The 26,831-nt window shown below is 40.3% G+C and carries 23 protein-coding genes; 16 read left to right on the top strand and 7 right to left on the bottom strand.

What is annotated here, in order from left to right; all coding sequences use genetic code 11:
• The first annotated feature begins 26 nt into the window (after positions 1 to 26).
• Together pdxS and pdxT are read left to right on the top strand one after the other, a co-directional pair.
• Positions 27 to 923, top strand: a complete 897-nt coding sequence (pdxS, locus tag MBUR_RS02145) for a pyridoxal 5'-phosphate synthase lyase subunit PdxS (RefSeq protein WP_011498571.1) — start codon at positions 27 to 29, stop codon at positions 921 to 923.
• Between the two features lie 36 nt (positions 924 to 959).
• Positions 960 to 1,556, top strand: a complete 597-nt coding sequence (pdxT, locus tag MBUR_RS02150) for a pyridoxal 5'-phosphate synthase glutaminase subunit PdxT (RefSeq protein WP_011498572.1) — start codon at positions 960 to 962, stop codon at positions 1,554 to 1,556.
• A 259-nt stretch (positions 1,557 to 1,815) separates the two neighbouring features.
• Here the strand turns inward: pdxT and MBUR_RS02155 are convergent, their stop codons facing one another.
• Positions 1,816 to 2,736, bottom strand: coding sequence for a mechanosensitive ion channel family protein (locus tag MBUR_RS02155; RefSeq protein WP_011498573.1), 921 nt, complete (start codon positions 2,734 to 2,736; stop codon positions 1,816 to 1,818).
• Positions 2,737 to 3,270: 534 nt separating this feature from the next.
• On the opposite strand from MBUR_RS02155, the gene MBUR_RS14605 reads away from it, so the two are divergent.
• The 4 genes from MBUR_RS14605 (at position 3,271) to MBUR_RS02170 (ending at position 6,446) form a co-directional block, all read left to right on the top strand.
• Positions 3,271 to 3,390, top strand: coding sequence for a symporter small accessory protein (locus MBUR_RS14605; RefSeq protein ID WP_332244238.1), 120 nt, complete (start codon positions 3,271 to 3,273; stop codon positions 3,388 to 3,390).
• Between the two features lie 3 nt (positions 3,391 to 3,393).
• Positions 3,394 to 4,986, top strand: a complete 1,593-nt coding sequence (locus tag MBUR_RS02160; RefSeq protein ID WP_011498575.1) for a sodium:solute symporter family protein — start codon at positions 3,394 to 3,396, stop codon at positions 4,984 to 4,986.
• Positions 4,987 to 5,120: 134 nt separating this feature from the next.
• Entirely contained in the window at positions 5,121 to 5,930 is an 810-nt protein-coding gene (locus tag MBUR_RS02165; protein WP_011498576.1) for a DUF1638 domain-containing protein, read from the top strand.
• 84 nt (positions 5,931 to 6,014) lie between these two features.
• Positions 6,015 to 6,446, top strand: coding sequence for an adenylyltransferase/cytidyltransferase family protein (locus tag MBUR_RS02170; RefSeq protein WP_011498577.1), 432 nt, complete (start codon positions 6,015 to 6,017; stop codon positions 6,444 to 6,446).
• Between the two features lie 38 nt (positions 6,447 to 6,484).
• On the opposite strand, the gene MBUR_RS02175 is transcribed toward MBUR_RS02170, so the two are convergent.
• Complete coding sequence (locus MBUR_RS02175) at positions 6,485 to 7,627, bottom strand: pyridoxal phosphate-dependent aminotransferase (RefSeq protein ID WP_011498578.1); 1,143 nt, start codon at positions 7,625 to 7,627, stop codon at positions 6,485 to 6,487.
• A 49-nt stretch (positions 7,628 to 7,676) separates the two neighbouring features.
• Positions 7,677 to 8,093: a 6,7-dimethyl-8-ribityllumazine synthase gene (gene ribH / locus MBUR_RS02180; protein WP_011498579.1), complete on the bottom strand. Its 417-nt coding sequence runs from the start codon at positions 8,091 to 8,093 to the stop codon at positions 7,677 to 7,679.
• Between the two features lie 152 nt (positions 8,094 to 8,245).
• On the opposite strand from ribH, the gene MBUR_RS02185 reads away from it, so the two are divergent.
• Complete coding sequence (locus MBUR_RS02185; RefSeq protein WP_011498580.1) at positions 8,246 to 9,292, top strand: calcium/sodium antiporter; 1,047 nt, start codon at positions 8,246 to 8,248, stop codon at positions 9,290 to 9,292.
• Between the two features lie 66 nt (positions 9,293 to 9,358).
• Here MBUR_RS02185 and MBUR_RS02190 read toward each other — a convergent pair whose 3' ends face one another.
• Positions 9,359 to 12,022, bottom strand: a complete 2,664-nt coding sequence (locus MBUR_RS02190; RefSeq protein WP_048063164.1) for a cation-translocating P-type ATPase — start codon at positions 12,020 to 12,022, stop codon at positions 9,359 to 9,361.
• A 416-nt stretch (positions 12,023 to 12,438) separates the two neighbouring features.
• The gene (locus MBUR_RS13730; RefSeq protein WP_157196626.1) at positions 12,439 to 12,606 is read right to left on the bottom strand and encodes a hypothetical protein; all 168 of its coding nucleotides are present in this window, start codon (positions 12,604 to 12,606) and stop codon (positions 12,439 to 12,441) included.
• Between the two features lie 880 nt (positions 12,607 to 13,486).
• On the opposite strand from MBUR_RS13730, the gene MBUR_RS02195 reads away from it, so the two are divergent.
• The 7 genes from MBUR_RS02195 (at position 13,487) to MBUR_RS02225 (ending at position 23,970) form a co-directional block, all read left to right on the top strand.
• Positions 13,487 to 15,292 carry a glycosyltransferase gene (locus MBUR_RS02195; protein WP_011498583.1) on the top strand — a complete coding sequence of 602 codons (1,806 nt, stop codon included), beginning with the start codon at positions 13,487 to 13,489 and terminating at the stop codon, positions 15,290 to 15,292.
• 75 nt (positions 15,293 to 15,367) lie between these two features.
• A complete protein-coding gene (locus MBUR_RS02200; protein ID WP_011498584.1) occupies positions 15,368 to 16,357 on the top strand; it encodes a galactose-1-phosphate uridylyltransferase in 990 nt (329 codons plus the stop codon).
• A gap of 61 nt (positions 16,358 to 16,418) precedes the next feature.
• The gene (locus MBUR_RS02205; RefSeq protein WP_011498585.1) at positions 16,419 to 17,588 is read left to right on the top strand and encodes a glycosyltransferase family 4 protein; all 1,170 of its coding nucleotides are present in this window, start codon (positions 16,419 to 16,421) and stop codon (positions 17,586 to 17,588) included.
• A gap of 59 nt (positions 17,589 to 17,647) precedes the next feature.
• Positions 17,648 to 18,778, top strand: a complete 1,131-nt coding sequence (locus MBUR_RS02210; protein WP_011498586.1) for a glycoside hydrolase family 57 protein — start codon at positions 17,648 to 17,650, stop codon at positions 18,776 to 18,778.
• On the top strand, positions 18,775 to 19,977 hold the full coding sequence (locus MBUR_RS02215) for a glycoside hydrolase family 57 protein (protein WP_011498587.1): 1,203 nt from the start codon (positions 18,775 to 18,777) through the stop codon (positions 19,975 to 19,977). Before MBUR_RS02210 ends, MBUR_RS02215 begins: the two co-directional genes overlap by 4 nt.
• A gap of 22 nt (positions 19,978 to 19,999) precedes the next feature.
• Positions 20,000 to 21,943, top strand: coding sequence for a glycoside hydrolase family 15 protein (locus tag MBUR_RS02220; protein WP_011498588.1), 1,944 nt, complete (start codon positions 20,000 to 20,002; stop codon positions 21,941 to 21,943).
• A gap of 44 nt (positions 21,944 to 21,987) precedes the next feature.
• Positions 21,988 to 23,970 (top strand): amylo-alpha-1,6-glucosidase, encoded by a 1,983-nt coding sequence (locus tag MBUR_RS02225; RefSeq protein ID WP_011498589.1) that lies wholly within the window; start codon positions 21,988 to 21,990, stop codon positions 23,968 to 23,970.
• 156 nt (positions 23,971 to 24,126) lie between these two features.
• On the opposite strand, the gene MBUR_RS13735 is transcribed toward MBUR_RS02225, so the two are convergent.
• Positions 24,127 to 24,294 (bottom strand): hypothetical protein, encoded by a 168-nt coding sequence (locus MBUR_RS13735; RefSeq protein WP_157196627.1) that lies wholly within the window; start codon positions 24,292 to 24,294, stop codon positions 24,127 to 24,129.
• A 265-nt stretch (positions 24,295 to 24,559) separates the two neighbouring features.
• On the opposite strand from MBUR_RS13735, the gene MBUR_RS14520 reads away from it, so the two are divergent.
• A complete protein-coding gene (locus MBUR_RS14520) occupies positions 24,560 to 24,691 on the top strand; it encodes a hypothetical protein (RefSeq protein ID WP_269479029.1) in 132 nt (43 codons plus the stop codon).
• 835 nt (positions 24,692 to 25,526) lie between these two features.
• Complete coding sequence (locus MBUR_RS02235; protein ID WP_011498590.1) at positions 25,527 to 25,880, top strand: hypothetical protein; 354 nt, start codon at positions 25,527 to 25,529, stop codon at positions 25,878 to 25,880.
• A 275-nt stretch (positions 25,881 to 26,155) separates the two neighbouring features.
• Here the strand turns inward: MBUR_RS02235 and MBUR_RS02240 are convergent, their stop codons facing one another.
• Positions 26,156 to 26,704, bottom strand: coding sequence for a hypothetical protein (locus MBUR_RS02240; RefSeq protein WP_011498591.1), 549 nt, complete (start codon positions 26,702 to 26,704; stop codon positions 26,156 to 26,158).
• Between the last annotated feature and the right edge of the window lie 127 nt (positions 26,705 to 26,831).

Below are 26,831 nucleotides of genomic sequence, written 5' to 3' on the forward strand. Positions count from 1 at the left end.
CTAAATCAGCTTAAAGGATGATCATTATGGAACTTGAAAAATTAAGACACGGTACAGAACTTATCAAACGCGGCTTTGCAAAGATGCAGAAAGGCGGCGTTATCATGGACGTTACGACCCCTGAGGAAGCAAAGATCGCTGAAGAGGCAGGAGCTGTTGCAGTTATGGCACTCCACGCAGTCCCTTCAGACATAAGAAAGGAAGGCGGCGTTGCAAGGATGGCAGACCCACAGGTAACTGCTGACATCATTGCATCTGTAACAATTCCGGTAATGGCAAAAGCAAGGATCGGACATTTCGTTGAAGCTGAGATTCTTCAGGCACTTGGCTCCGACATGATCGATGAGTCTGAAGTACTTACACCTGCAGATGAGGAGTTCCACATCGATAAGACACAGTTCACCGTTCCTTTCGTATGTGGTGCACGTAACCTCGGTGAAGCACTGAGAAGGATCAACGAGGGTGCAGCTATGATACGCACAAAGGGCGAAGCTGGTACCGGAGATGTAAGAGAGGCTGTACGCCACATGAAGCAGATACTGGGCGAGATCAGGACACTTAAGGGAATGACAAAGGAAGAGCTTATCATGGCTGCAAGGGACATCGAAGCACCTATTGAGCTTGTTATGGAAACTGCAGAGATGCAGCGTCTTCCTGTTGTGAACTTCGCAGCTGGCGGAATTGCAACTCCTGCAGATGCAGCTCTTATGATGAGACTTGGCGCTGACGGTGTTTTTGTCGGTTCAGGTATCTTCAAGGCAGAGAAGCCGGAAGTAATGGCAAAAGCTATTGTTGAGGCTGTTAACAACTACAACAATCCTGAAGTACTTGCTGAGGTATCAAAAGGTATCGGTGCAGGTATGAAAGGTATCAGTGTAGATTCAATCCCAGAGGATCAGGTTCTCCAGACTCGTGGCTGGTAACCTTTCCTTTTTTACTTCTTTTTATTGGTGTTAATTATGCGTATTGGCGTTATCGCTATTCAGGGCGATGTTTCTGAACATGTTGAATCTCTTGAGCGTGCTCTTGCAGAACGCGGAGCAACTGCTGAAATAGTTAATATCAAGCACAAGGGCATCGTTCCCACCTGTGACGGACTTGTGTTTCCTGGCGGAGAAAGTACAACACTTGGTCGCCTCATCTTAAGGGAAGGTATTGACGCAGAGATTAAGGATGCAAAAGAACAAGGCATTCCCATTATGGGAACCTGTGCAGGTCTCATCCTGACCGCAAAAGCAGGCGATTCACAGGTAGAGAAGACACACCAGCATCTGTTAGGACTTATGGATATAAAGGTCAACAGAAATGCCTTTGGAAGACAGTTCCAATCGTTCGAGGTCGGGCTTGAAATATCATTCCTCGATTCCCCATACAATGCCGTCTTTATCAGAGCTCCTGCAATTACCGAAGCAGGAGAGGGTGTAAAGGTCCTTGCCTCCATCGATGGCAAGATCGTTGCTGCAGAGCAGGATAATGTGCTGGCATTTGCATTCCATCCTGAGCTGACCGATGATATGAGGGTTCACCAGTATTTCCTTGACAAGTTATTCAATTGATCTGTTTTATTTTATTGCATTCTGTAGAAGACATATCCGTAATCATCAGGACATTCCCCATACATCCCAAATATGACAGTTTCAATCAATTTTCATTAGAAAATGCTCAAAACTGTCAAACTTGTAATGGATGAATATAGTGACATAACGTATCACAATATCAAATATTATGTCAGGTTAATATTAATTCCCTCCATTGAAGGGTTGATCAACAAGGATCTTCTAACTTATCTTAAAAATAAAAAAAGAAAAGTGGAGATTATTTCTTCTCTTTGGCATATGCCACAAGTGCTTCTTTGATACCCCACTTGAAAGCCACGACAACAGCGAATCCCCATGCAAGTGGTCCCATAAGCAGATAGAAGATACTCGTATCGATGAGCATTGTATCAAGTGCAAGCAATACCAGTATGAGTGCAAGGAACCCTTTGAGTAATGGAATCCAAACATTACTTCCCTCTACTTCCATTCCTTCCATGATACCTTTTAGGTAATCTGTAAGGAGATCAAGTACCAATAACCCAACTATCAGTATGAGAACACCTGCAAATAAACTGGGTATGTAATTGAGTATGTCTGTTAAGAACTTAGATACGACATCCAATCCCAGTATATTAGAAGCTGCCAGAATAAAGATCAAGTATCCAAAAGCTTTTACGATACCTGCAATAATTCCCGAAATTTTCAAGTTTGCCGCTTCAAGTCCTTTTCCGATTCCACTGTTTTGTATCTTTTCATCAATACCAGATGCAATCAAGATCGTCTTTATGAACCCTGTCAAGAAATCAACGATAAGCAACCCAATTATAAGAATTACCGCTGCAGATATTACAAGAGGCAGGAATAATATGATCTGTGCGAGGAAATTTGCCACAATCTGTATCTTCAGTATGTCTATAATGATCACAGCAAATATGATATAGACGAACCATTTGATTATGCTACCAAACATTGCAACGGTGGTAGATCCAGTTCTTTCGATCATGCCGCCTAAGAATGTTTTATCGATGAGGTCATCCAGACCTATCTTATCAAGGACCTTTGCTCCGATCTTTCCAAGGATTTTTCCGACAAACATTCCTACTATCATCAACATGATGACAGCTACAAGTATCGGAATAAATGCAATGAACTGATCCACCATTCCAAATAAACTTCCCAGTATCGGTGATTCTACCATTATATATTCCCCCATCTATTTATTTATTTATTCTATTCATTATGTAGAAGAAATATTCTAAACTCAGATATCTCTCATACACCACTCCATCTTTAAATTTGGCATGTTTGTATTTAAGGCTTCTGCCTATAATATATCATACAGTAATTAACACAAAATATATTAAAAATAGGATAATCATTTTGAATCAAGAGCTGGTCTTTCCAGTGTTCTGTAGAAATCTTTATAAGGCAAAAAAGAAAAGTTTGCATAACTTGTACTTTTAACAAAAAATGATGTTATAATTAGAATATAAGTTCTTTACACGATTATTTACTTCCATTTCCTTTTGTGATATGTTTGCAATACGAGACCGTTCGTTTTAAATCATGTATGTACTTTTATTTTCATTGATGTCTTTTTTAAGTCATTCAATTATATCATTTTAGAAGAATAACTTCGAAACATTAATGTATGGTACTTGTTAACAGATGTCAGCATTAGTGCGTGTTATGTGGTAGCATATACCAGGCAAAAAAATGGCAAGTGATAACTATGTTAGGAATTGATGATCCTCAAATCTGGTTGGCATATATATTGTGCATTGTTAGTGCATTGGGATGTATGGTCTATGGTCTTTTGAAGTGGAATGAAGAGGAAAGCGAGGAGTGGTAATAAGTGGCAGTAAATACTTCAACACTTGGTATCTTCGTTCTTGTATATCTTCTCGCAGTATTTTACTGTGGCTGGTTGGCTTACAAAAGGACGAAGGATGTAGAAGACTACATGCTTGCCGGAAGGAAGGTAAATCCTTATATTCTTGCTCTTTCCTATGGTGCTGCTTTCATCAGTACAGCGGCTATAATCGGGTTTGGAGGAGTGACGGGAACACTTGGTCTTGGAACTCTCTGGCTTGTGTTCATGAATATCTTTGTGGGTATCTTTATAGCGTTCGTGGTATTTGGTGCAAGGACCAGAAGGATAGGTTTGAACCTTGGTGCTGTAACTTTCCCTGAACTTATCGGAAGGCGTTTCCAGTCTCGTTTCATTCAAGGCTATTCTGGTGCTCTCATTGCTCTTTTTATGCCTCTTTATGCCGGTATAGTCCTTATTGGCGGTGCAAGGTTCATGGAAACCGCACTTTCAATAGATTACAATATTGCAGTACTTATTCTGATAGTCATCGTAGCAGCTTATGTTATTACGGGTGGTCTGCTTGCTGTTATGTACACAGATGCACTTCAGGGAACTTTGATGTTCGTTGGGATGTCAATTCTTCTGGTATTGACCTATACTAAGCTCGGTGGTGTGGTAGAAGCTCATCAGGCACTTACGAACCTTGCTCCACTGGTTCCTGAATCTCTTGCAGCAGGTGGTCATCAGGGCTGGACTGCAATGCCCGTATTTGGTTCTCCGATCTGGTGGACAATGGTCTCAACCATTATTCTTGGTGTTGGCATTGGTGTATTGGCACAGCCACAACTTGCTGTCAGGTTCATGACAGTCGATAGTAAGAAATCCCTGAATAGAGCAGTTTTCGCAGGCGGTCCGTTCATTCTTATGATGGCGGGCGTAGCATACATTGTAGGTGGCCTTTCAAACGTCCATTTTTTCAATACGGTGGGAATGATCTCCATTGATGTTGCAAAAGGAAATCTCGATCTTATCATGCCTGAATACATTAACAGTGCAATGCCTGAATTGTTCGTTATCTTTTTCATGATAACTTTGCTTGCAGCGGCGATGTCCACATTAAGTTCACAGTTCCACACAATGGGAACAGCTATCGGCCATGATTTTTACCGTGAGTTCCTTATGAAAGGAAATGCGGGCAATACAGTTACGGTTACCAAATTTGGTATAATTGTGACCATTATATTCAGTGTAATACTCGCATACATTCTACCGATCAGCATAATTGCAAGGGCAACTGCTATCTTCTTCGGACTTTGTGCAGCAGCTTTCCTTCCGATGTATATTGGTGCATTGTTCTGGAAGAGGATGACAAAGGAAGGCGCTATTGCAAGTCTTGTTGTGGGTACTTTTAGTAGCCTGTTCTGGCTGGCATTCGTGCATATAAAAGAAGCAGCACCTCTTGGCATCTGCAAGGCTCTTTTTGGAACCGATACTTTACTTACAGGTACCTGGACAGTCGTTGACCCAATTCTGATTGCTTTTCCTCTTGCAACGATAGCTGCAGTGAGTGTGAGTCTTATGACAAAACAGCCATCAAAGGAACACCTCAATACGTGTTATGGTAAGAAGTTCTGATATCAGTTCATTGAAATCTATGACATTGGGCAGCATTTAGCTGCCTCTTTCTTTTTTTACCATTTTAAAATGATGAACATCCTTATATAGTTCTGATAATCAACATTATCCAGCTATTGTATGAGGAATAACAGATGCCTGTAATGAGTCTTATTGGATGCCGGATGTTCGAGGATGAGATAGTTCATCTGGTGGAGAACGAACCGCTTATAGATGAGCTTATTGTGGTGGAGAACAAGGATTGTTCACGTCTAATGGAAAAGCTTGATGATGTTGGGATCTCCTACAAACTTGTTCCTGAAACATCCCTGAACTCCGCTTACAAGGGCAATTGTCAGGATAAATACTGTTTTATCATCAATATCCTTGAGTTTGCTTTGCATGCTATACCTCAAAACCTTAAATCTGAGGTATATAAGGCAGTTGAGGACATGGCCGACTTTTCGGATGGTATCTTGTTGTTCTACGGGCTTTGTGGAAATGTTCTTGGCAAGGTCGAAGAAGAGCTTGGTGATCTGGATTGCAGGATCTGTATCCTTAAGGAAGAGAATGGCGAGATCGTTGATGATTGTATTGGAGCTGTACTTGGTGGCAGGGATGCATATCTTGAACAACTTAAGAGTTTCAAGGGTGTAGGTACATTTTTCCTTACTCCTATGTGGGCAGCCAATTGGGGAGATATGCTCGTTGCCGGAGGTTTTGGTAAAGACCCTACTGATGTTAAAACCTCAAAGTGGGTTTTCGATTCCATTGGCTACAAAAAAGTTGCGAAATTGAATACCGGTCTGCATTACGAAAAGGAGTTCGATAATATCGTTAAGGAATTTGCCAATATCTTTGAGTTCGATATTCTGAACATCGAGGGTACCCTTGACCTTGTGGAGAGATGTTATCGTGATTTCAGGGATGAAATTCTTGAAGGCCATCATGAAAAGCTCGATTGAGCATTCTTCTTTTGCATACTGTTATTAAGGATATTGTCAATGGTTAAAGCAAAATAAAGTTATCTTCAAATATGGTGATATTTTTTGACACGAGTACTTGCTACGGGAACCTTTGATCTTCTACATCCGGGACATGTTTTTTTCTTGAGACAGGCACGCAGTTTTGGAGATGAGCTTTATGTCCTTGTTGCAAGGGATTCGATGATAAAGCACAAGGCACAACCTATTGTTCCTGAAGGGCAACGACTTAAGATGATAAGTGCTTTCGGGGTTGTGGACAAGGCACTTCTTGGAAGCGAGAGTGATATCTTTGAGCCTTTAAAAGAGATCAATCCTGATATCATCGTTCTGGGACATGACCAGTTCTTCGATACCGGTGAGCTTGAGAAAAATTTGGGTGAGAGGGGCTTTAAAGCAAAGGTAGTACGCATCGATGATGCGATGAAATGTGAACTTTGCAGTAGTGGAAGAATTATTAAAAGGGTACTTGAAAGGTATGGGCAGAATGAGGAATGAATGTTCTCTCTAAAATATATGGAATAAATATGTGAGGGTTAAAGGAGTGTTTCCTCTATCCTCTGAAGTGCCTGTTTTATCCTTTCCTGTGATGTCGCGTAGGATATTCTTACGAAATCCTTTCCACTGAGTCCGAATGCTGAGCCAGGTGTAACGGCTACATGTGCATCCTGAAGCAGTTTTTCAGCTACTGCGTCACCGTCCCCGAATTCACTGACATCGGCAAATGCATAGAATGCTCCGTCCGGTCTTTTACATTTGATGCCAATGGTATTCAGTCCATTGATGAGGATGTCCCGTCTGGCTTTGAACTCTTTTAGCATATCATTGACAGGTTCCTGTGGACCTTCAAGGGCAGCTACACCACCAAATTGTGCAAAAGTGGTCGCACTGCTTACGGAGTGTGAATGTATCTTCTTGAAGCCTTTCATAAGCTCAGGTATTGCTGTTACGTAGCCAAGTCTCCAGCCTGTCATTGCGTATGCTTTTGAGAATCCATTGACCGTTATGGTACGCTCATGCATGCCGTCAAGTGAACCCATACTGATGTGCTTTTTGTCGTAGATGATCTTCTCATATATCTCATCTGAAAGTACCAGAAGGTCGTGATCGACGGCAAGGTCTGCTACTGTTTTGAGCATTTCGTTGTCAAATACTCCTCCTGTTGGATTGCATGGCGAGTTCACAACAATGAGCTTAGTCTTGTTCGTGATCAGCTCCTCGATCCCGTATGGCATAAAACCGTTGTCAGGATCAGTTGGTGCCCATACGGGGTTTGCACCTGCGAATTTTATGCAGGGGCTGTAGGATACCCATGACGGGTCCGAAAGGATAGCTTCATCGTTATCATCGAGAACTGACATCATGACCTCGAAGATAGCCTGTTTTGCACCAGGTGTGACGAGCACGTCATCGGAGGTCACTTCCAGTTTGTTCTCTGTCTGCAACTTATTTGCGATAGCTTCCCTCAGTTCAGGTATCCCTGTGGAAGGTGCGTAATGGGTATCACCACGATACATGGCATCTGCTGCTGCTTTGCAGATGTGGTCAGGTGTGTTGAAATCAGGCTCACCAAGGCTAAAGCTAATGATGTCGATACCTTCACTTTTCATCTTGTTTGCAGCATTGGCGATTTTAATCGTTTCCGATTCTTCAACACGTTCAAGTCTGGAGGATGGCATTTCAGATCACTCTTTAATGTTCGTTTTTAATTAAAGGATGACTCTAATATCACAGACGTCGGACTAGTTTCACCGCAGCTTCAACGGCACGCTTGGCATAATCCACACGCTGATGTGCTTCCATACGTGTCATTCCCGGCCCTGCAATTCCAAGGGTCACCGGCTTGTCATATTCAAGTGAAAGATCTATTATCTTCCTTGCTGCCTGCTGTACAACGATCTCATCATGTTTGGTGGCACCTTCGATAACGATCCCAATGGTTATCACAGCGTCAATATCATCCATCAAACAAAGCTTCTTGATAGCAAGAGGCATATCATAAACACCAGGAACAAGGATAGTTTCTGTGACTTCTGCACCAAGGAACTTTGCGTGTTCAATTCCCATAAGTTCCATCTGGTAAGTCAGGTCTCTGTTAAATTCAGCTACTACAAATCCCAATCTAATAATTTCACTATCACTCAAAGCATTAAACTCCTTTATTATGACTAAATTATCTTATTCATTAAACACTATCTTGCATATAAATATACGTATAGGCTATTATAGCATCAAGTTCCTTTTATTTAAAATTATCATACACAACGATAAATATGAATAATTTCAAGTAACAGTTGATGTTATCAAATGTTTTTATCCTGCTTATCGGTCTGATATTGCTGGTCAAGGGCTCGGATATTTTTGTCAGTTCAGCATCTTCCATTGCAAAAAAACTTGGAGTTTCGGAGTTCATCATTGGCTTGACACTGGTAGCGATTGGAACTTCCATACCTGAACTTGCTTCTTCCATAGCTGCATCACTTTCACATTCAAGCGGAATAGTGATTGGCAATATTGTAGGTTCTAATATTGCAAACATAGCTCTTATAGTTGGATGTGCTGCGATCATCTCGGTGGTGAAGACCGAATCAGATATGCTAAAAAGAGATGGTTACATAATGCTTTTTGCTTCAACTCTTTTCTTCCTCTTCGCATTTGATCTACAATTGTCGAGAACTGAAGCATTTATTCTTGTCCTTTTTTATATAGCTTATATTTTCTTTTTGTTCGAAGATACAGCAAAATACGAAGGCAAATTCTACTTTAAGGAATTTATAACTTATTTTGTCAAATTCAAATATGTAAAGTCTATGAACCAGCGCATACGAACGGGGATAAATAACCACAATTCTGGAGAAGAACAAGAAAATAAAAAGGAAAGTATTGATATCTACAAAGATCTCCTTATTCTTGCCTTTAGTGGAACGGCAGTGATATTCGGTGCTAAATACTTTGTTGAGGAAGCAATATTCTTTGCCCAATTCTTTCAACTTCCCGACACTCTCATTGGTGTTACACTGGTTGCAATAGGCACTTCCCTTCCCGAACTAATGGTGACCATATCTGCTGCACGTAAAGGTTATGGGAACATTGCAATTGGGAATGTGATCGGTTCCAACATCACTAATATCTTTTTGGTCCTGGGTCTCTCTGCATTCGTGTTCCCTCTTGAAATAACCGGGCTTAGCATCATGTTAACGATCCCATTCATGATAATGATCAGTGTAGTTCTGTTATGGTTCATCCACACTCACTGGGAGATCAGGAGGGTAGAAGGAATAGCATTGATCTTGCTTTATGTGATCTTCCTATTACTGCTATTCAGTTTCGGTGTAGCTTTATAAACCGTGAACCATCAATTAACTTTTCAATAATTGGTCGATCGGTCAAACAAGTATAGTTTGACATGATCACCATTTCAGGAAAGTCTTTGCAAGCAGTGATCCTTTTCTGATGTAATATTTCCTGATCTCATCCTGAACGAACAGCAATATTGCAAAAGGCATTGCAAGTACAATATATTCCATTGAGATCGGTGCTGTTCCAAATATCTTGTTCGCAAATGGATGGAACATTATCATGGAAAGTATCACTAATTCACTCACTACCGCCAGCAGTATAATTTTATTTGTGAACATATTCCGGGATAGTGCAGACTCAATTCTTGTACGGGATACAAGTAAATTTGCTATCTGGCAGACTATGACCGCAGCAAAAAATGCCATAATGGCCTGTCTGTAAAGAAGATCATTGCTTAGCAAGGCCTGTCCCCATGTCCAGCCTCCATCCAGAAGTACTGCAAAATAACAGGTAAAGCCTGCCAGGGCTTCGATGGGTCCTTTCATTCCATAGGATGTTAAAAGTATCTGTGGTGTCAGGAGCCTTTCATATTTTGAGCGGGGAGGACGCTTCATTATATCCCCTTCCCCCTTCTCAACAGCCAGTGCCAGTGCCGGAAGTATATCTGTACCAAGGTCGATGGCAAGGATCAACTGCACGTTCATGGGCAGGGGTATCGAAAGGAGGACAAATGCAATGAATGGCAGTATTTCCGGAATATTGCTTGTAAGGATGTAGGCAATGAACTTCTTGATGTTATCGAAGACGGTCCTTCCTTCTTCCACCGCATTGACGATAGTGGCGAAATTATCATCAAGAAGTATCATGTCAGCAGACTCCCTTGCAACATCCGTACCGCTTCCCATGGCGACACCCATGTCTGCGTTCTTTATTGCAGGAGCATCATTTACACCATCCCCGGTCATGGTCACTATCTCGCCCCTTGACTGAAACGCCTGTACTATCTTCAATTTCTGAACCGGGGATGTTCGTGCAAATATAATGTACGGAGCCTTCAGTTTCTTTGAAAGTTCATCAACTGATAATTTGTCCAGCTCAGCACCTGTGATCATCACCGGTTCATTGCCATTGCTACTAAAACCAACGTTCTTTGCAATGGAAAGGGCAGTTACCGGATGATCTCCTGTTATCATCACTACTTTAATTCCTGCCTGATGACATTTGTGAATAGCATCTTTGACCTCAGGTCTGTGAGGATCGACCGCGCCGGCAAAACCGATAAATGTAAAACCTGTGTCGTATTCGATCTCCTCTTCTGCCCTGCGATATGCAAGAGCAAGCACACGTTCACCCCTTCCAGCGATCTTCAAATGCATATCAAGGAGCTTGTTCCGGTCATCTTCGGTAATAGGTACTTCGTCCCCGTTCATCAGGACATGGTCGCACATTTTAATAACAACTTCAGTTGCGCCTTTCAGGTAGGATTCCTGTTCACCCGGATCAGTATGGTAAATGACCTGCATTCTTTCTTTTAGGGAATCGAAAGAATATTCTTTCAAGCGAGTGTTATTTTCCCGCATCAGATCAATATCAGTAAACTTGGATGCGTACATCAACAAAGCACCTTCAGTGGGGTCTCCCTTATATCTCGAAGGTCCTTCAACGAGCCTTGAATTATTGCAAAGTACTGCTACTTTCATTAGAATGTCCGGTGGAACTTCCCCGTTGCTCACATCAATTTGCTCAAAGCCCAGGGTCATTGAATGTATGGCCATCTTATTCTGGGTCAGTGTTCCGGTCTTATCCGTACAAATGACCGTGGTCGATCCAAGGGTTTCCACAGATTCGAGCCGTTTGATAAGTGCATTCCTTTTTGCCATTCTTTTTGAAGCCAGGCTTAAGGATAGTGTCACAGTAGGAAGCAATCCTTCAGGGACATTGGCAACTATGATACCGATTGCAAAAATGAGATTCAACAGGAATAGGTCCTGTGTTACAAAGCCGATCGTAAAGAATGATATTCCGAGAAATATTGCAATTATTGAGATGATCCTGATGAAATTATTGAGCTCTTTGCGAAGGGGTGTTTCAACTGATGTTGTCCGTTCCGTCAGGGTTGCAAGCTTTCCCATCTGTGTATTCTGGCCGGTTCCATAAACAACAGCTTTTCCGTTACCTGTCAATACAAGTGTTCCTGAGAATACCATGTTCCTGCATTCGAGTATATTTGGATGGGTGCATTCAAGGGAGCGTAACTGTGGCTCAGCCTCACCGGTCAATGATGAATTGTCAACCTTCAAGGTATTCTCTTCAATGAGCCGGCCATCAGCAGGGACCTTGTCTCCTTCTTCAATGAATATGACATCCCCGACAACCAGTTCGGGTGCCAATATTTCTTTTATTTCCCCATCCCTCAGGACCTTGGCAACAGGGGGTATAAGTTGGCGAAAACTCGCCATTATCTGTTCTGCCTGATATTCCTGTATAAAAGTGAACGTGGCATTGAGGATGACAACTCCAAAAAGCGCAATGGCGATGTACAAGTTGCCTTTTCCAGGATCCAGCAATTCTGATGCATATGAAAGTAAAGCCCCTGCGATAAGCAGGAACGAGAAAAAATTGTGGAATTGCTTAAAATACTTTTTAAGAGCTGATTCGCTCCCTATATTTTCAAAAATATTCCTTCCACAGATCTCCAGCCTTTCTAAGGCTCCACTTGTTGCCAATCCTTCGATGCCAGCATCAAACCTTTTGAGAAAATCTTCCAGAGAAATGCTATGCTCATCGCCTTTTGTCTCGCAATCAATACTTTTACCGTTGAGTATAATGTTACCCCCTTACTCTCAACATATTTGTAGATATAAATGTAATAATAGGATATAGATTATCCTATCTGTTCAAATTGCAGGGCTAAAATATTCAGGGCATTTTTTAGAAAGAGGAAAGCTTCCAGCAAATCAGCTTTTCAATTTAAAACCGTAGCTGTTTTTATCAGGAACAAATAAACAAGTCCAAACGCAGCTAATGCAATAAACTTATAGTATAGTAAAGGTGCAAGTTCATGAAAAATATTTGAATATTTTCGGGTGGAATTGGTATCAGGTACTTGTGATTATAAATTTATAAAGTCGAGACTAATAAAAAGGCAATGGATTAAAGGAGTTTCCGGTCTTACGGAAGTCCCCTTTACTTAGAAGAGGTTAGCATAAGATGAAAGTCTGAGGAAGGCCATCAGAGCAATGGATACTGTAAGGATGGCAATGAATGCCCCATTTCCATCAATTTGAAGTCCTCTATTTGTCCATTCAAGAATACTGTCTTCTTCATCCATTGTAGAACCTGCGTAGTATGTGTCCATTTCTTCTTTCCTCCTATTTTTATGGGCAATGAGTATCCATCACGATTAATCATTGTGCAAATTTATAATGATTAATCGTTTATTAATGTTTCGGATTTAATAATGATGTGTAAGAAAAAGTGAGGTGAATGGAGTGTATCAAGGTGTTTTCCATAAAAGAGATAGATGAAGAATATATCTTCAAGTTGCTCAAAGTAGTAAAAAAATAATGGACCAATATACTATATTCCCTGATAAGCCCAATAAAAGTATATGTGATCTCAGGCTCCTGCCTGACCTTAGGACTGCATTTTGTTGGCAAGTCCAGGGGGATGTTGCTAGTACAATAAGCACAAGTAACCAGATGCGTCCCTCGACGATATTGTAATCATATAACAGGCGATGCCAGGAGTGGCCTATGACAAAATGTCCGAAGAGGAATTCAAAGGACATTGTCAGGCACAACCATATAAGGCCAACATAAATGAACTGCATCGATGTCCCCGAAACACCTGAATATTTCAGAAAAATATAGGTAATTATAAATATGACCGCACTGAAGTTCACCGAACTTATCTGGTGGGCAAGAATTTCACCCGTATAAGGTGCATAAAGCCCTCTTGATATACCATTTAATATGGCAGGTACTATGAAAAGCAACCAGAGCCCAAAGGAATACAAATAAAGTTTGGGAACTATACTAGTAATTATGACTTTTGCAGATAAAATTTAATGTTCTATTCAAAATTAATATTGTAATTTTTAAGCTTTAATTTAGTTTTTTTAGTCAGGTCGTGTTTTTATTTTGGTTTTAGATCACTACAAAGCTGATATTCTTACAAAACCTAATATAGTGTTCCTGCTAATCCTATAGATAATTAATAAATTCGGGGGTAACTGGGTGATCGATCGTAAATGTATTATTATCGCTGGTGAAGAAGCTGGTCCTAAATCCAATAAGATGGGCGGTATATGGAATGTTATTGATGCGGAAGTAAAGAATCTTGCTCAAATGCTTGAAGACGGTACCATTGAAGAGGAATTGGTTCCAAGGATATTCGTTGTAGGTTCTTATTATGGGCATAGTGGTTCGGATTGGAACAAAGGTCTGAACCGTATCACAGACATGACTGAATTTGATGATTTTGTTCCCGATGAGGAACTTTCAATGATCATTGAAGAACTCAAGGTAAAAGGCATTGAAATTGTTGTTGGGGCAATAAAGATCAAAGAGATAGAAATTGTTTACTTGATGTTCAAGACCAATGATTTTTGTAGAGTGGTCGTTGAATATAAAGGCGAACATATTTGTCTGGAAAATAAGATCAAGGCTGAAGCTTATGACCTCATTGGCCTTGATTCCTTATCCTTTGAAAATCTGGGGAACAGGACCGAATATGCACATTATCTTAATCTATCATATGCAATATCTGAATTTGTTCATACTCTCGTATCTCTCAGGGAAGAGACTGCCGTTGCCTATGAAGATAAACTGATATCCGAATTTGCCAGTTCTTTGATGCCTACATTGTATGTTTCACTGCACTGCCACGAGTTCGGGGTATTTTATGCAATTGCCAGACTCAAGAAGATCGGTGTTACGATCAATACAGTTGCAACATATCATGCAACTATTCCAGGAAGGGTTGCAGGACATCTTTCTATTAAAAAAATACGTGAAAACGATAGTTCATTGGGTAACGGAACTCCAAAGAATATGGTAACTCTTGAGTCGTTGTCCTCATATGCAGATGTTGTAACTGCAGTAGGAGATTCTACAAAAAAAGAGATCAAATTGTTCTATGGCATTGATTCCATTGTTGTAAGGAATGGTATCGATCTTGAGATCGAGGACATCGATGAATTATTGGATAAAAAGTTTAAATGTCGTACTAAGATCCAGGAATTAACTGCCAGTAAACTTTATAATACGCACCACAGTGTAGAGCTATTGCCGGAAAAGATAATTCCTATATTCTCTATATCACGGATCGAAATTGAAAATAAAGGTTATCCTGACCTACTGGATTCACTCCTTCTTCTTGACAGGATGGTAAGGATCGAGATCAAAGCGGGTAGGCTTGATAAGAATTACAGGGTCGTGTGTTTCATCATAACTGCCCATGGTCCAAAAACAAATCTGCCGGAAAATTTCCCGATCATGCTCAATGAAGATATACTGATCGGTGAAGAACTACGGATCCAAAATATGATCGAGAACAGGGGACTTGAATGTTCCAAACTTCCAAATGGTGACAGGTATGTTTCCGCCGTTCTTTACCCCCAGTGGTTGTCAGATCATGATGGCGGTTTCAACATGAATGTCGATGAATTCATGGCTGGTTGTATTGCCGGCATATTCCCTTCAAGATACGAGCCTTTCCTGTTAACTGGTCTTGAAGCTGGAAAGGAAGCAACCCCCAGCATTGTCAGCAAGGTTTGTGGATTCAGTGATGCGTTAAGCACTGCCAAGCGTCTGGTGATGGGAATGGGTGGGGTACTGGTGGTTGATAATATAGATCTTGCATATCTTGAAACGATAGCAGATTATGCACTTGCCATGGATTATTTCATAGACACTTACACTGATGACAAGACAAAATACAACTTCCTCTGTCAGGAAGCAAATCTCCTTGCTAAGGATATGAACTGGAAGGAGCCTACTAAGCAATACTACGAGATGCTTACAGGTACAAAATTAAAATAAGATCTGTACCTATTGAAAAAGTATTGTTCTTATGAAAATAAACTGAATATATCTATATTGGGGATGATGGGGAATATGTCAGAGATACGCAAGCACTATTTTCTGGATGAATATTGCATAATAGCACCAGGAAGAAGTAAAAGACCTTCAGTGTTCAAAGCAGAAAAGAAAGAAAAGGACTCCAATAAATGTGTTTTTTGTGCAGGGGAAGAAGATAAAACACCTCTTGCAACTGCTGTTTATAAAAATGGAAGTATTCTGAAAGATTCCGAAAGTTCAAGAGTAACAGGATGGGATGTGCGGTGTATGCCAAATCTTTATCCTGCACTTGCTCCGGATGCAGGTGAAGTCAATTCAGATCATGAGGTATTCCCAGGTTATGGTTTTCATGAAGTTATAGTTGAAACACCTACGCATGAGAACATGCTCCCTGATCTTTCAGATGAAGAGATGTCATTACTTATGAAAGTCTATCGGGATCGTGTAATTCACTACGAAACCTTTGATAAGATCGAATACGTTTCATTGTTTAAGAACTGGGGAGAAAAGGCTGGTGCGTCTTTGGAACATACCCATTCCCAGCTAATAGCGATGCCCATTAAACCTCCACTATTAATGGAAGAGATGAAGATCATAGGATCATTTTCAATATGTCCTTATTGTGACATCGTGGAAAAAGAAAGCAAAGGTGAGAGGCTCTTATATGAAAATGAGCATTTTATGGTTATAGCACCTTATTGTTCAAAGGTCCCATATGAGTTGTGGATCCTACCTAAGGAACATATAAATCATATCTCAGGCTTTGATCAGGACCATTTGGACTCGCTGGGAATAGCAATACGTTCTGCTCTCTCATGTCTCCGGGACAATATGGGTGAGATACCTTATAATTACATGTTCTATCAGCTAAGAGATGAACCTGAATATCACTTTAACTTGAAACTTCAACCGGTTACAACGAAGACCGCGGGTTTTGAGAAAAATACCGAAGTATACATTAATACAATGCCTCCGGAAACTGCGGTCAAATATCTTCAGGGTAATTTTCAGGACGGTCCTGAATGATACTTTTTAGCACTAATCTAAATATTTGACGAATACTATAAACTATTTGGGTTGAAAGAAAATGGGGAATAATTTAAAGATCGGTATGTTCTCCTGGGAGAGTTTACATTCGATAAAAGTGGGTGGTATAGCTCCGCATGTTTCCGAACTTGCTGAAGCTCTTGCGAAGACAGGACATTCAGTCCACATATTTACCAGAAATAATGGACTGGAACCATATGGAGAGGTTAATGGAGTTCACTACCATCGGGTAGATCATTCTCTCTCAGGAGGCATTGTTCAGCAAATGGATAGCATGTGTGATTCAATGTACTCGAGATTCCTTGATGTTACGAAGGAATATGGCAAGTTCGATATATTACATGCACATGACTGGCATCCTTTTAATGCGGTTTCAAGGATCAAATATGAATTTGGTATTCCTTTTATGTTCACATATCACAGTACCGAATGGGGACGGAACGGTAACATACATGGAAACTGGTGGGAAGCCGAAGAAATATCCCACCGGGAATGGAAAGCTGGATATGAATCTGTGAAGGTCATATCTACATCACAGCAACTTACAGATGAGATCAAGTTCCTGTACCAGATACCCGATAAGAAGATATCTATCATTCCAAATGGTATTTTCCATGGAAAAATAAAAAAGGATGTTGATGCCGGTGAAGTGAAAAATAGATTTGGTATCCATCCTCTTGCACCGGTTGTTCTGTTCATAGGACGTATGAGCTACCAAAAAGGTCCGGACCTGCTTGTTGAAGCTATCCCTGAAGTGATAGATCATCGCTGGGACACAAAATTTGTTTTCATCGGGGAAGGTGAAATGCGCCCTCCCTGTGAAGCTCTTGCAAATGCCGAAAAAATTTCAGATAATTGTCATTTTCTGGGATATGTGGATGATGAAACGGCCAGGGACTGGATAAATGCATGTGATATTCTCTGTATTCCAAGCAGGAACGAACCTTTTGGGATTGTTGTTCTTGAAGGGTGGGATGCTGAAAGGACCATCGTTGCAACAGATGCTGTCCAAATAATCAATAATTTTGTTGATGGTATCCTTGTCTACAAAAATCCGAATTCTATTGCATGGGGCATAAATTATGTACTTGATGACCTTTCCAATAGTAGCATGAGAAAGGCCGGTAAAGAACTTATTGAGACTAGGTACAACTGGATCAATATCGCAGAAAATACAAGTGAAGCATACCTTAATGCTCTCAAAAACTAAATTATGGTGATCAATAATACTGATGCCATCGATAATATCATAAAATAGGAGGCTTGGGAATGCAGTCGGTTTGCATCTGTTCAGAAGTACATCTACCATGTGTGCTAAAATGGTACTGGCCATCGGAGGGGTATCGCTCTCCGGAATTCGAAACATACTTTGATCAGTCCAAAATGTACTCTGCTTTAGAAAAAAATGTCCCGGGAATAATCCGTACGAATGAAGCTTTGCTGGATTCCATAGATAACGGTGCAAAGTATACTTTTGATATATCCGGCATCTTTTTAGATCAATGTAAGTGGAATCCTGCTGTAATAGAATCATTCAAGGAGCTAAAAGACAGGGGTGCCGGGTTTTCAGCATCACCTTATTATCATTCCATATCATCCCTTTTTCCTGATACTAAGGAATTTAAGGAACAGGTATCCATGCATCGGGATAAGATCAAGGAGATATTCAATGTCAATCCCCGGACCTTCATCAATACTGAACTGATCCTTACAAAGGAGCTCAGTGCGATCCTTAAGGAGATGAAGTTCAAGTGCCTTATTTCAGAAGGTTCGGAGAATCTATTGTATGGAAACGATCCAAATCAGGTTTATGATAATCATATACCAACGTTGTTGCGTCACATACCCTTAAGTGAAGATATAGAGATCCGCTTTTCAGATCAGAAATGGATAAGCTATCCTTTGATAGCTGATAAATTTGCTTCATGGATAGCTAACATGGAAGGCGATGTAACCACATTACATTTCAAATACAGTTCTATCCTTTCCCATCAGCATAACAGAAGTGATATACTTCAATTCCTCATAGATCTTCCGGCAAGTTTTGAGAAATATGGAATTTCCATGATAACACCTGAAGAAGCTTTGAAAAACTTTAAGACAAAGGAACTTCCATCCATCATGAACAAGTCCACTTCTCGATATGGAATGCATAATTTGATGGGCAATCACCCACAGCATCTGTACTTGCATGAACTGATAAGCATCGGTGAGATCCTCCAGTCCATAAAAAGTGCTCCTGAATATGATAAACTGAACTGTATCTATCGATACTTGCAGCAAAGCGAAATATTGCTGGAGATGGGGTCTGATAACCAGAATATCGGTTATGAAAAGGCAGTCAATATCTTCTCCGCACTTTCGGACTTTAAACGCGCAATACTGGAGGTGAAGGTATGAGATCCGTATGCATGTACTTCCAGCTCCATCAGCCGTATCGTTTGAAGTGGTTCTGGCCGGATGATTCTAAAGGGTTTGAAAGGTATTTCGATGTTGCAATAAACAGGAGTATTTTCGAGAAGGTTGCCCGTAAGTGTTATCTTCCAGCCACGACCCTTCTGGCAGAACTCGTTGACCAGCACGAAGGCAATTTCAAGTTCAGTGTTTCAATAACCGGAACTCTTCTAAGCCAGTGCGAAAAATGGAATCCTGATGTCCTTGATATTTTCACCCAACTTGCAGACTCTAAACGGGTAGAATTTATCGATGAGACCAATTATCATTCCCTTGCAGGTCTTTTCGATGACAAGAATGAGTTTCGGGAACAGATCCTGGAACATCATGAGCTTACTTCAGATTTGCTTGGTGTAAAACCACAGGTTTTCAGGAACACAGAACTCCTTTACAATAACAGTATTGCAGAAACCGTTTCATCCATGGGTTACAAAGCCATACTTACAGAAGGGGTTGATCAGTTGTTGGATTCCCGATCTCCGAATCATGTTTACAAAGCAAAGGATTGTGGTCTGCCCGTTCTTCTCAGGAACTATAAGATGAGTGATGACATAGGTTATCGTTTCTCAGCGAGATGGTGGGAAGAGTATCCATTAACTGCTGACAAGTGGGCAAACTGGGCGTCCACGGAACAAGGGGATTGTATGAACATCTTCATGGATTACGAGACCTTTGGTGAGCATCAATGGTCCGACTCCGGAATCTTTGATTTCCTCAGGGCTTTACCTGGTGAGGTTCTTGGCAAAGGTCTTGAGTTCAATACTCCTTCTGAGATCGTCGAGAAGTACGAACCGGTAGGAGAGGTAGATGTCGGGGACTTTAACACGATCTCATGGGCAGATATGGAGAGGGATACAAGCGCATGGCTTGGTAACGACATGCAGCGCAGATGCTTTGAAGAGGCAAAACTGCTTGGACCTTATGTGAAAAGAACGAATGATCCGAAACTCATCAACATATGGAGACATCTTCTTACATCCGATCACTATTACTACATGAGTACAAAATGGTTAGGAGATGGAGATGTACATTCTTATTTCAGTATCCATACATCACCCTATGATGCAGCCATAAATTTCATTGCAGCATTATTGGATTTCAAAACCTGTGTTTTCAGGAAACTGGCTGAAATGAACAAAGAATGATCCTTGAAAAGGAGGAATATATTTGATCAGGCATCTAAATGCTATACTCGGCAATGATAAACTGCTCGTATCAATGGGTGAGAAAGGCAATCTTCTGGGATATTTATACCCAAGGAGAGATTGGGCTCAACATCTTGTAGAATCCAAAGCCTGCATTTACACAGGTGTAGATCTACTATGGACGGATTCTCCTGAATGGAAGTCAAAACAGGAATATGTGGATGGTACAGATGTAATCACAACCCATCTGTCCCATTTTTCCGGTGTTGAAGTATCAATTCATGACTTTATGCATGAGGAAATGCCGGTCCTTGTACGAAAGTATGAGATCACATCAAAAGAGTATATCAATGGCAAATTCTATTATTATTCTAATTTCCAGGCTGGAGAAACCCATCGGAGAAACTCTGCTTTTTGTGATAAGGATGCAGGTCTGCTTGTTCAATACATGCAGAACTTCTACATTGGCATATCAAGTGCTCCTAAATTCGAGGAGTGGCAGGTTGGTAAGATACAGGAGAATGGGTGGGTGACAAGTGCCAGAAGCGATATGGAAGATGGTAATCTCCAGCGAAATGTTGAAGAGATCGGTGATCTGGATAGTTCGATCGGATGGGAGCTTGATCTCTTGCCTGGTGAAAGTACCACTATCACACTTTTTATCGGTATCTCTTCAGAAAGACAGTTGATACACGACCTGCTGGGTGATGTTCTGGAACAGTCCCCTGCTGACATAATGCATGGGTCTGAAGCTAGCTCAGTCCAATGGTTATCAAAAAAGCGAGCTTTAGACCTATCTGCACTGGAAGAAGATCCCCTTTTCAAAAATGAGGTCCATGGCTTATACGTTCGTTCATTACTTTCTTTGAACTTACTGAATGATCCTTATGAGGGATCATTTGTAGCTTCTCCGGAGTTCGACCCTGCTTTTGAGATGTGTGGGGGATATGGGTTCTGCTGGAACCGGGACTCTGTAGAAGTCGTTCTTGCTCTATTGAATGCTGGTTATCCTGAATTTGCGGCAAAGTTCTTTGAATGGTGTAAAAGAACCCAACTTCCAAATGGTTCGTGGTTCCAGAGATACTGGCTTGATGGAAAACAAGCTCCTTCCTGGGGTAATTTTGATGATTCCACGCAGATAGATGAGACCGGTTCAACGCTTTATGCAATTGATCACTATTATCTAAAACTGGAAGTAGCTGAAAGATCTGAATTTCTTAAAAACATGTGGGAAACGGTGCGTGGGGGTGCAGAATATCTCATGGGAAGGACTGTCCAGGGGCTTCACGATCCATGCAGGTGCCTGTGGGAATCCGATAAAGGCATATTCAGTTATACAAATGCTGCTATCTATGCCGGTCTGAAAGGTGCTGCTCATCTGGCCAGGAATAATGGTGAACCGGTGCTTGCGAAAAAATGGTCAGACAGGGCTGAACTGGTCAGGAAGGAAACCATTGAGAAACTGTGGCTTGAGGAAGGCTATTTTTCCCGGGGTATTATTGACAACAATATCCACAGGACCGTGGATTCTAGCATGATCGGCACGTTCATTCCTTTTGCTCTTATTTCACCGAACGATCCTAATGAAAAAGCCATGATACTCTCAATGATAGAGCATATTGAAAGGGCTCTCAGGATTCCGGTCAATGAATATTTTGGGATCAAACGTTATGAAAATGACAACTATATAGATGGTAATCCGTGGGTTGTGACAACATTATGGCTTTCCCGTGCCTTGCTCACTCTTGCTTTCTCGCTGGAGAAAAGGGATGATAAATATGACCTGCTGGTGAATAAGGCAATTGAATACATAAAATGGACAATTAGAAGTACGACCAGCACCGGGCTCTTATCCGAGCAGGTTGATAAAAATACCGGGCAAGCTGCATGGGCCAGACCATTAGGCTGGAGCTGTGCACTATTTATAGAGAATGCTCTGCTTCTGAATGAATTGAAAAAAGCATGAAAGAGTTTGAGTTAGAACTGAATATATTTTAAGGTGTAATTCTTATGTCCCTCCATGCAACATATAATGGTGAATTTGATCCTACATCCGCAATTTTCCGGGAATGGCTTATCACGAACGGCATTGGAGGCTATGCATCATCTACTATTATTGGTGATAATTCAAGAAAATACCATGGTCTTCTGATCGCTTCTGCAAATCCTCCGGTTGACCGTAGGGTGTTGCTTTCTTCCCTTGATGAAGAGATCATTGTTGGAAATAAAGTATATCATCTTGCAGCCCACAGGTATCCCGATACATTGTATCCTTCAGGTTTCAAATATCTCGAGCGTTTTTCTGCTTCTCCGCTACCAACTTTTGAGTACAGTATTGGGAACATTAAGCTGAAAAAGAATATCTTCATGATCCATGGGCAGAACACCACAATTGTCAGGTACAAACTAATAAATCCTGATAATGAGGACCTTGTTTTCCGTATATTGCCTCTTGTGACAAACAGGGATTTCCACCAGCTTAAAAGGGCAGATGCGATCAGTTTTAGTGAAAGGCATGATGCTTCAGGAGTTCAGTTGAGAACTGTTGATGGTGTTCTGCAACTGCGGTCCAATATGCAATTTGTTCAGGAACCACACTGGTATTATAATTTAGAATATGATACTGAACGTGAGCGAGGGGAAGCTTATCAGGAAGATCTCTATAACCCTGGTCATTTTGAAAGACATATTCTGGATAAAGTGAGTGAACTATATGTTGTAGCTTCGACCCCTATTTCAGAAAATATGGAATTTGACCTTGAACTTGTTAATTCTGAATATGAAAGGGAACTTTCAAGATACAGATCTCTGCAGGACTGCTGCAATTTGACTGACGATCTCGCAAAGAAGCTTGTCAATGCTGCAGACGCTTTCATTGTGCATCGCAACTCTACCGCTTCTAAAAGCATCCTCGCAGGTTATCACTGGTTTGCGGATTGGGGACGGGATGCGATGATCTCGCTTCCGGGACTTACTCTTGTAACAGGAAGGTTCAATGATGCAAAAGCTATTCTGACCACCTTTTCTGAACAGTGTTCACAAGGCCTCATACCAAACCGATTTTCAGATGACGGGATTTCTCCTACGGATTACAATACAGTTGATGCTTCACTCTGGTTTATCCATTCCCTTGAGCGATATTATTCATATACCAGGGATATCGAATTTGTTAAAAAAATGTGGGATACAGTTGGGTCAATTCTCCACAATTACATAGAAGGGACCTTATACGGAATCCGTATGGACGATGATGGACTAATTGAACAGAAAGGTCAGCTTACCTGGATGGATGTAAAGATTGGTGATAGGGAGATCACACCAAGAGCTGGAAAAGCATGCGAGATAAACGCTTTGTGGTATAATTCCCTCTGTATTGCCAACTTGTTTGGGGAATTGATAGGTGCAGACACAAAACAGTATCTTGAAATATCTCGATTGGCCAAAAGCAACTTCGTTGATACTTTCTGGAATTCAACAGACAAGTGCCTTTATGACTGCGTTTCTGTAGATGAGGATATGGCTGTCATTAAAGATGCATCCATCAGGCCTAACCAGATCTTTGCAGTATCACTGCCCTACACTATGCTTAATCCTGATAAGGAAAAAATGATAGTTGAAAAGGTAGTTGAAGAGCTCCTAACTCCTTATGGTCTGAGGACCTTATCACCGGCTGACAGCCAGTATATCGGAAGATACAGAGGTGACCGGGATTCCCGGGACCGTGCATATCATAACGGCACGGTCTGGCCCTGGCTACTCGGGCCATTTGTCACTGCATACACAAAGGTGCACAACAGATCTCCCTCAAGTCTGGAATATTCCAGGCAATTGTTACTCAATTTTGGACCCCATTTTGATGAGGCTGGCATAGGAACGATTTCCGAGATATTTGATGGTGATACCCCGCACAGGCCAGATGGATGCATTTCCCAAGCATGGAGTGTTGCTGAAATATTACGGGCTTGTGTCGAAGATGTGAATATTCAAAGTTAACACTGGTTGGAAATAAAATAACTCATAAAAATGAGCTTGAAGATAAAAAGGCTAGAATTGGTATCAGTCGCTTGTTATCATAAATTTGTAATATGAATATAATAAAAAGCCAATAAAGTAAAGGAGTTTCCGGGTCTTGCGGAAGGCTCCTTTACTTTAAAAGAGGTTAGCATAAGATGAAAGTCTGAGGAAGGCCATCAGAGCAATGGATACTGCAAGTGTGGCAATGAATGCCCCGTTGCCATCGATTTTAAGTCCTCTGTTTGTCCATTCAAGGATACCGTCTTCTTCATCCATTGTGGAACTTGCGTAGTATTTGTCCATTTCTTCTTTCCTCCGATTTTGATAAGCAATCAGTGTGCATCACGATTAATCATGATACATATCTATAATGATTAATCGTTTATTAATGTTTCGGAGTACAGATGATGTATTAGAAAAAATGAGAGATGTGAGACATATTGGAATTATCAACCACTCAGATCGACCTGCAGTATCTTTCTACATTCCGAAATGCTCAGCTATATAATTCTTCATTCCAATCTTATATCCTGATCAAATGATCCTGATAACCGGGGACAAGGGAAGTATGGATACAAAAGTTCAGGCATATATCAAAAAACAAGAAACACCACAAAGAGAGATAGTTGAAGCATTAAGAGAAATGATCCTAACGTTTTTTCCTGATATTAAAGAAGAGCTCATAATGAGTGTTCCCTAGTATGAAGGAAAATATTATATTGTTGCTTTAAAAAACCATGTGAACCTGGGTTTTTCAATTGATGGTCTGACAGAAAATGAGAAGGGACTCTTCGATGCACAGGAAAAACCATGAAGCATATCAAGGTATTTTCCCTGAATGAGATAGATGAAGATATGATCGTAAAGTTGCTTAAAGTAGTAAAGAAAGAATGAATTGGTCTTAGCAAATGAATCCAGAAGCATCTTAAACATCTCAATACAGAATAATTAAGCCAGTGTAGATGCTAACTGGTCGATCATTGACCAATTGGTTGAAAAACGAATACATATATTTCTGTAAACTATCAGTATGAATTTCTGTATCGTTTGAATGTCTACAACCAAAAGTATCACTGCAGAAATTCTCCATATTCGGACAAAAGTTCAAGTCTAAAATCATATCTATTCCGAGTTCGCAATAATATTTATATTTCAGTCCATTAATATAGATTGATGAGATTTTTACCGAAGCCAATATATTTTTATATCATATGTCTTATATTATATCCAGTGGTCTCTTTTCAGCTGTGTGTAAATAATAAAAATGTTGCTAAATACAACTATAATTTAATAATTATTTGACTTTTCTTATTATTAATAATAATTTATAATGTTCAAACGATGAAAAGCGAGTTGGATATGTAGTGTACCAATCGTCAGCACTTATATTTAGTTGAATCTTGAGGTTCAAATCTTACCCTGCATAAAAAATAGTTGGAATAGTGACAAGAATACTGGAACAAATCATACAATCAAAATGTTAAGTGAGTCTGGAAATTTTGATTAATATATTTCGGTGTGAGGAGAGTGTGGATATGAGAGAATTGTTGAGCAAATATAAGGAATTTAAAATCATCAACGTTGGGATAGAAGAAGGAAGATTTTTGAAGGTTATGGAGGCTTTTGAGATATATTGGGGAGATCCTTGTATAGAGATACGGGGGAACAGCGAATATTCTCCAAAAGCAAAGATTTTGATCAAAAATAGAGATAGCATCATTAAAAATGCTTCTTTGACCAGTGGAAAGTTTGGCGAAAAGAACAATGAGATTCGGTTTTTTGTGGTACAGAGGGACGAAAATATATTTTGCTGTAAGGATAATGCATCTGTTGAGATCGCGATAAAAAGTGGGGACGATTTGGAGGTTTTAGAGGAATTATTGAAATAAAATAAAGCTTACTTCATAGAAAATCGGAGATATGGGTAACACGAAAAATAGAACTCTATTAATAATTCAGTATAGTCAATTACTTTGAGCAATATTAATCTATAATTGTAAAAAGAGTTAACTGTAATATTAACAAAAAAGTTTCATCATCATATCATATAGTGGTCTTAAAAAATGAAATTTAATAGGCTAAATATACTTTGACCATAAAACCCCTATTTAGTGATCGTAGGAGGCACTTTATGGTCAAATCGATTGGCATTTATATGGTCACATTATTTAACTGATTCTCCAGAAAGCTCGAATGTTGCGTTTGCCAAAAATACTGAACTGATAGGTACTGTCACAAGCAGACCAATTCCTAAAAGGAGTGTACCAATCAGGTTGAGAACAAGCATGATTACATAAACGATTACACATTCAACAGGGGCTTTCTTTATAATCTCTATGCTTTCTTTTATTCCTTCAATGCCATTATATCCCTTAATGACAAGTAATGGCATTGTAAACATGAAAAGTATTCCTACAATTGTGCTGAGTATGGATGCTATCTGCCCGAGTATTGTGGCGATCACTATATAGATCAGCATGAATGTCCAACTTCTGATAAAATCGTCCTTGTTGAAACCTACAAAGACATCAGATATCTCGATTTGTTCTCCCCTTGCTCCTTTTACTGCCATGGAAATAAATCCATAGGCAAGAGGTGCAATGGTAACTATAAATATTGAGCCTACAACGGCTATCAATAAACCAACTATAAATGTTACGAGGTTACCTTTCACAACATTCCAAGAGTTCTTTAAAGCTATTTCATAATCCAATATACCACATCCTGAATATAATAATTAACAGGAAGGAACATATCTGGAATGCATATATACTTACCTAAAATAATGACTTTGTTAAAATCCTATCAAAATCCACATACATAGACTGGAATTGAGATTA

Source organism: Methanococcoides burtonii DSM 6242, from assembly GCF_000013725.1.
GTDB lineage: Archaea > Halobacteriota > Methanosarcinia > Methanosarcinales > Methanosarcinaceae > Methanococcoides > Methanococcoides burtonii.

What these genes read in the sequence shown, in the direction of transcription:
- MBUR_RS02185 (WP_011498580.1), top strand. Translation starts at nt 8,246, where the DNA reads ATGTTATCAAATGTTTTTATCCTGCTTATCGGTCTGATATTGCTGGTC.
- pdxS (WP_011498571.1), top strand. Translation starts at nt 27, where the DNA reads ATGGAACTTGAAAAATTAAGACACGGTACAGAACTTATCAAACGCGGC.
- MBUR_RS02210 (WP_011498586.1), top strand. Translation starts at nt 17,648, where the DNA reads ATGCAGTCGGTTTGCATCTGTTCAGAAGTACATCTACCATGTGTGCTA.
- MBUR_RS13735 (WP_157196627.1), bottom strand. Translation starts at nt 24,294, where the DNA reads ATGGACAAATACTACGCAAGTTCCACAATGGATGAAGAAGACGGTATC.
- MBUR_RS02155 (WP_011498573.1), bottom strand. Translation starts at nt 2,736, where the DNA reads ATGGTAGAATCACCGATACTGGGAAGTTTATTTGGAATGGTGGATCAG.
- MBUR_RS02225 (WP_011498589.1), top strand. Translation starts at nt 21,988, where the DNA reads ATGTCCCTCCATGCAACATATAATGGTGAATTTGATCCTACATCCGCA.
- pdxT (WP_011498572.1), top strand. Translation starts at nt 960, where the DNA reads ATGCGTATTGGCGTTATCGCTATTCAGGGCGATGTTTCTGAACATGTT.
- MBUR_RS02200 (WP_011498584.1), top strand. Translation starts at nt 15,368, where the DNA reads ATGTCAGAGATACGCAAGCACTATTTTCTGGATGAATATTGCATAATA.
- MBUR_RS14605 (WP_332244238.1), top strand. Translation starts at nt 3,271, where the DNA reads ATGTTAGGAATTGATGATCCTCAAATCTGGTTGGCATATATATTGTGC.
- MBUR_RS14520 (WP_269479029.1), top strand. Translation starts at nt 24,560, where the DNA reads ATGGATACAAAAGTTCAGGCATATATCAAAAAACAAGAAACACCACAA.
- MBUR_RS02215 (WP_011498587.1), top strand. Translation starts at nt 18,775, where the DNA reads ATGAGATCCGTATGCATGTACTTCCAGCTCCATCAGCCGTATCGTTTG.
- MBUR_RS02205 (WP_011498585.1), top strand. Translation starts at nt 16,419, where the DNA reads ATGGGGAATAATTTAAAGATCGGTATGTTCTCCTGGGAGAGTTTACAT.
- MBUR_RS02165 (WP_011498576.1), top strand. Translation starts at nt 5,121, where the DNA reads ATGCCTGTAATGAGTCTTATTGGATGCCGGATGTTCGAGGATGAGATA.
- MBUR_RS02175 (WP_011498578.1), bottom strand. Translation starts at nt 7,627, where the DNA reads ATGCCATCCTCCAGACTTGAACGTGTTGAAGAATCGGAAACGATTAAA.
- MBUR_RS13730 (WP_157196626.1), bottom strand. Translation starts at nt 12,606, where the DNA reads ATGGACACATACTACGCAGGTTCTACAATGGATGAAGAAGACAGTATT.
- MBUR_RS02235 (WP_011498590.1), top strand. Translation starts at nt 25,527, where the DNA reads ATGAGAGAATTGTTGAGCAAATATAAGGAATTTAAAATCATCAACGTT.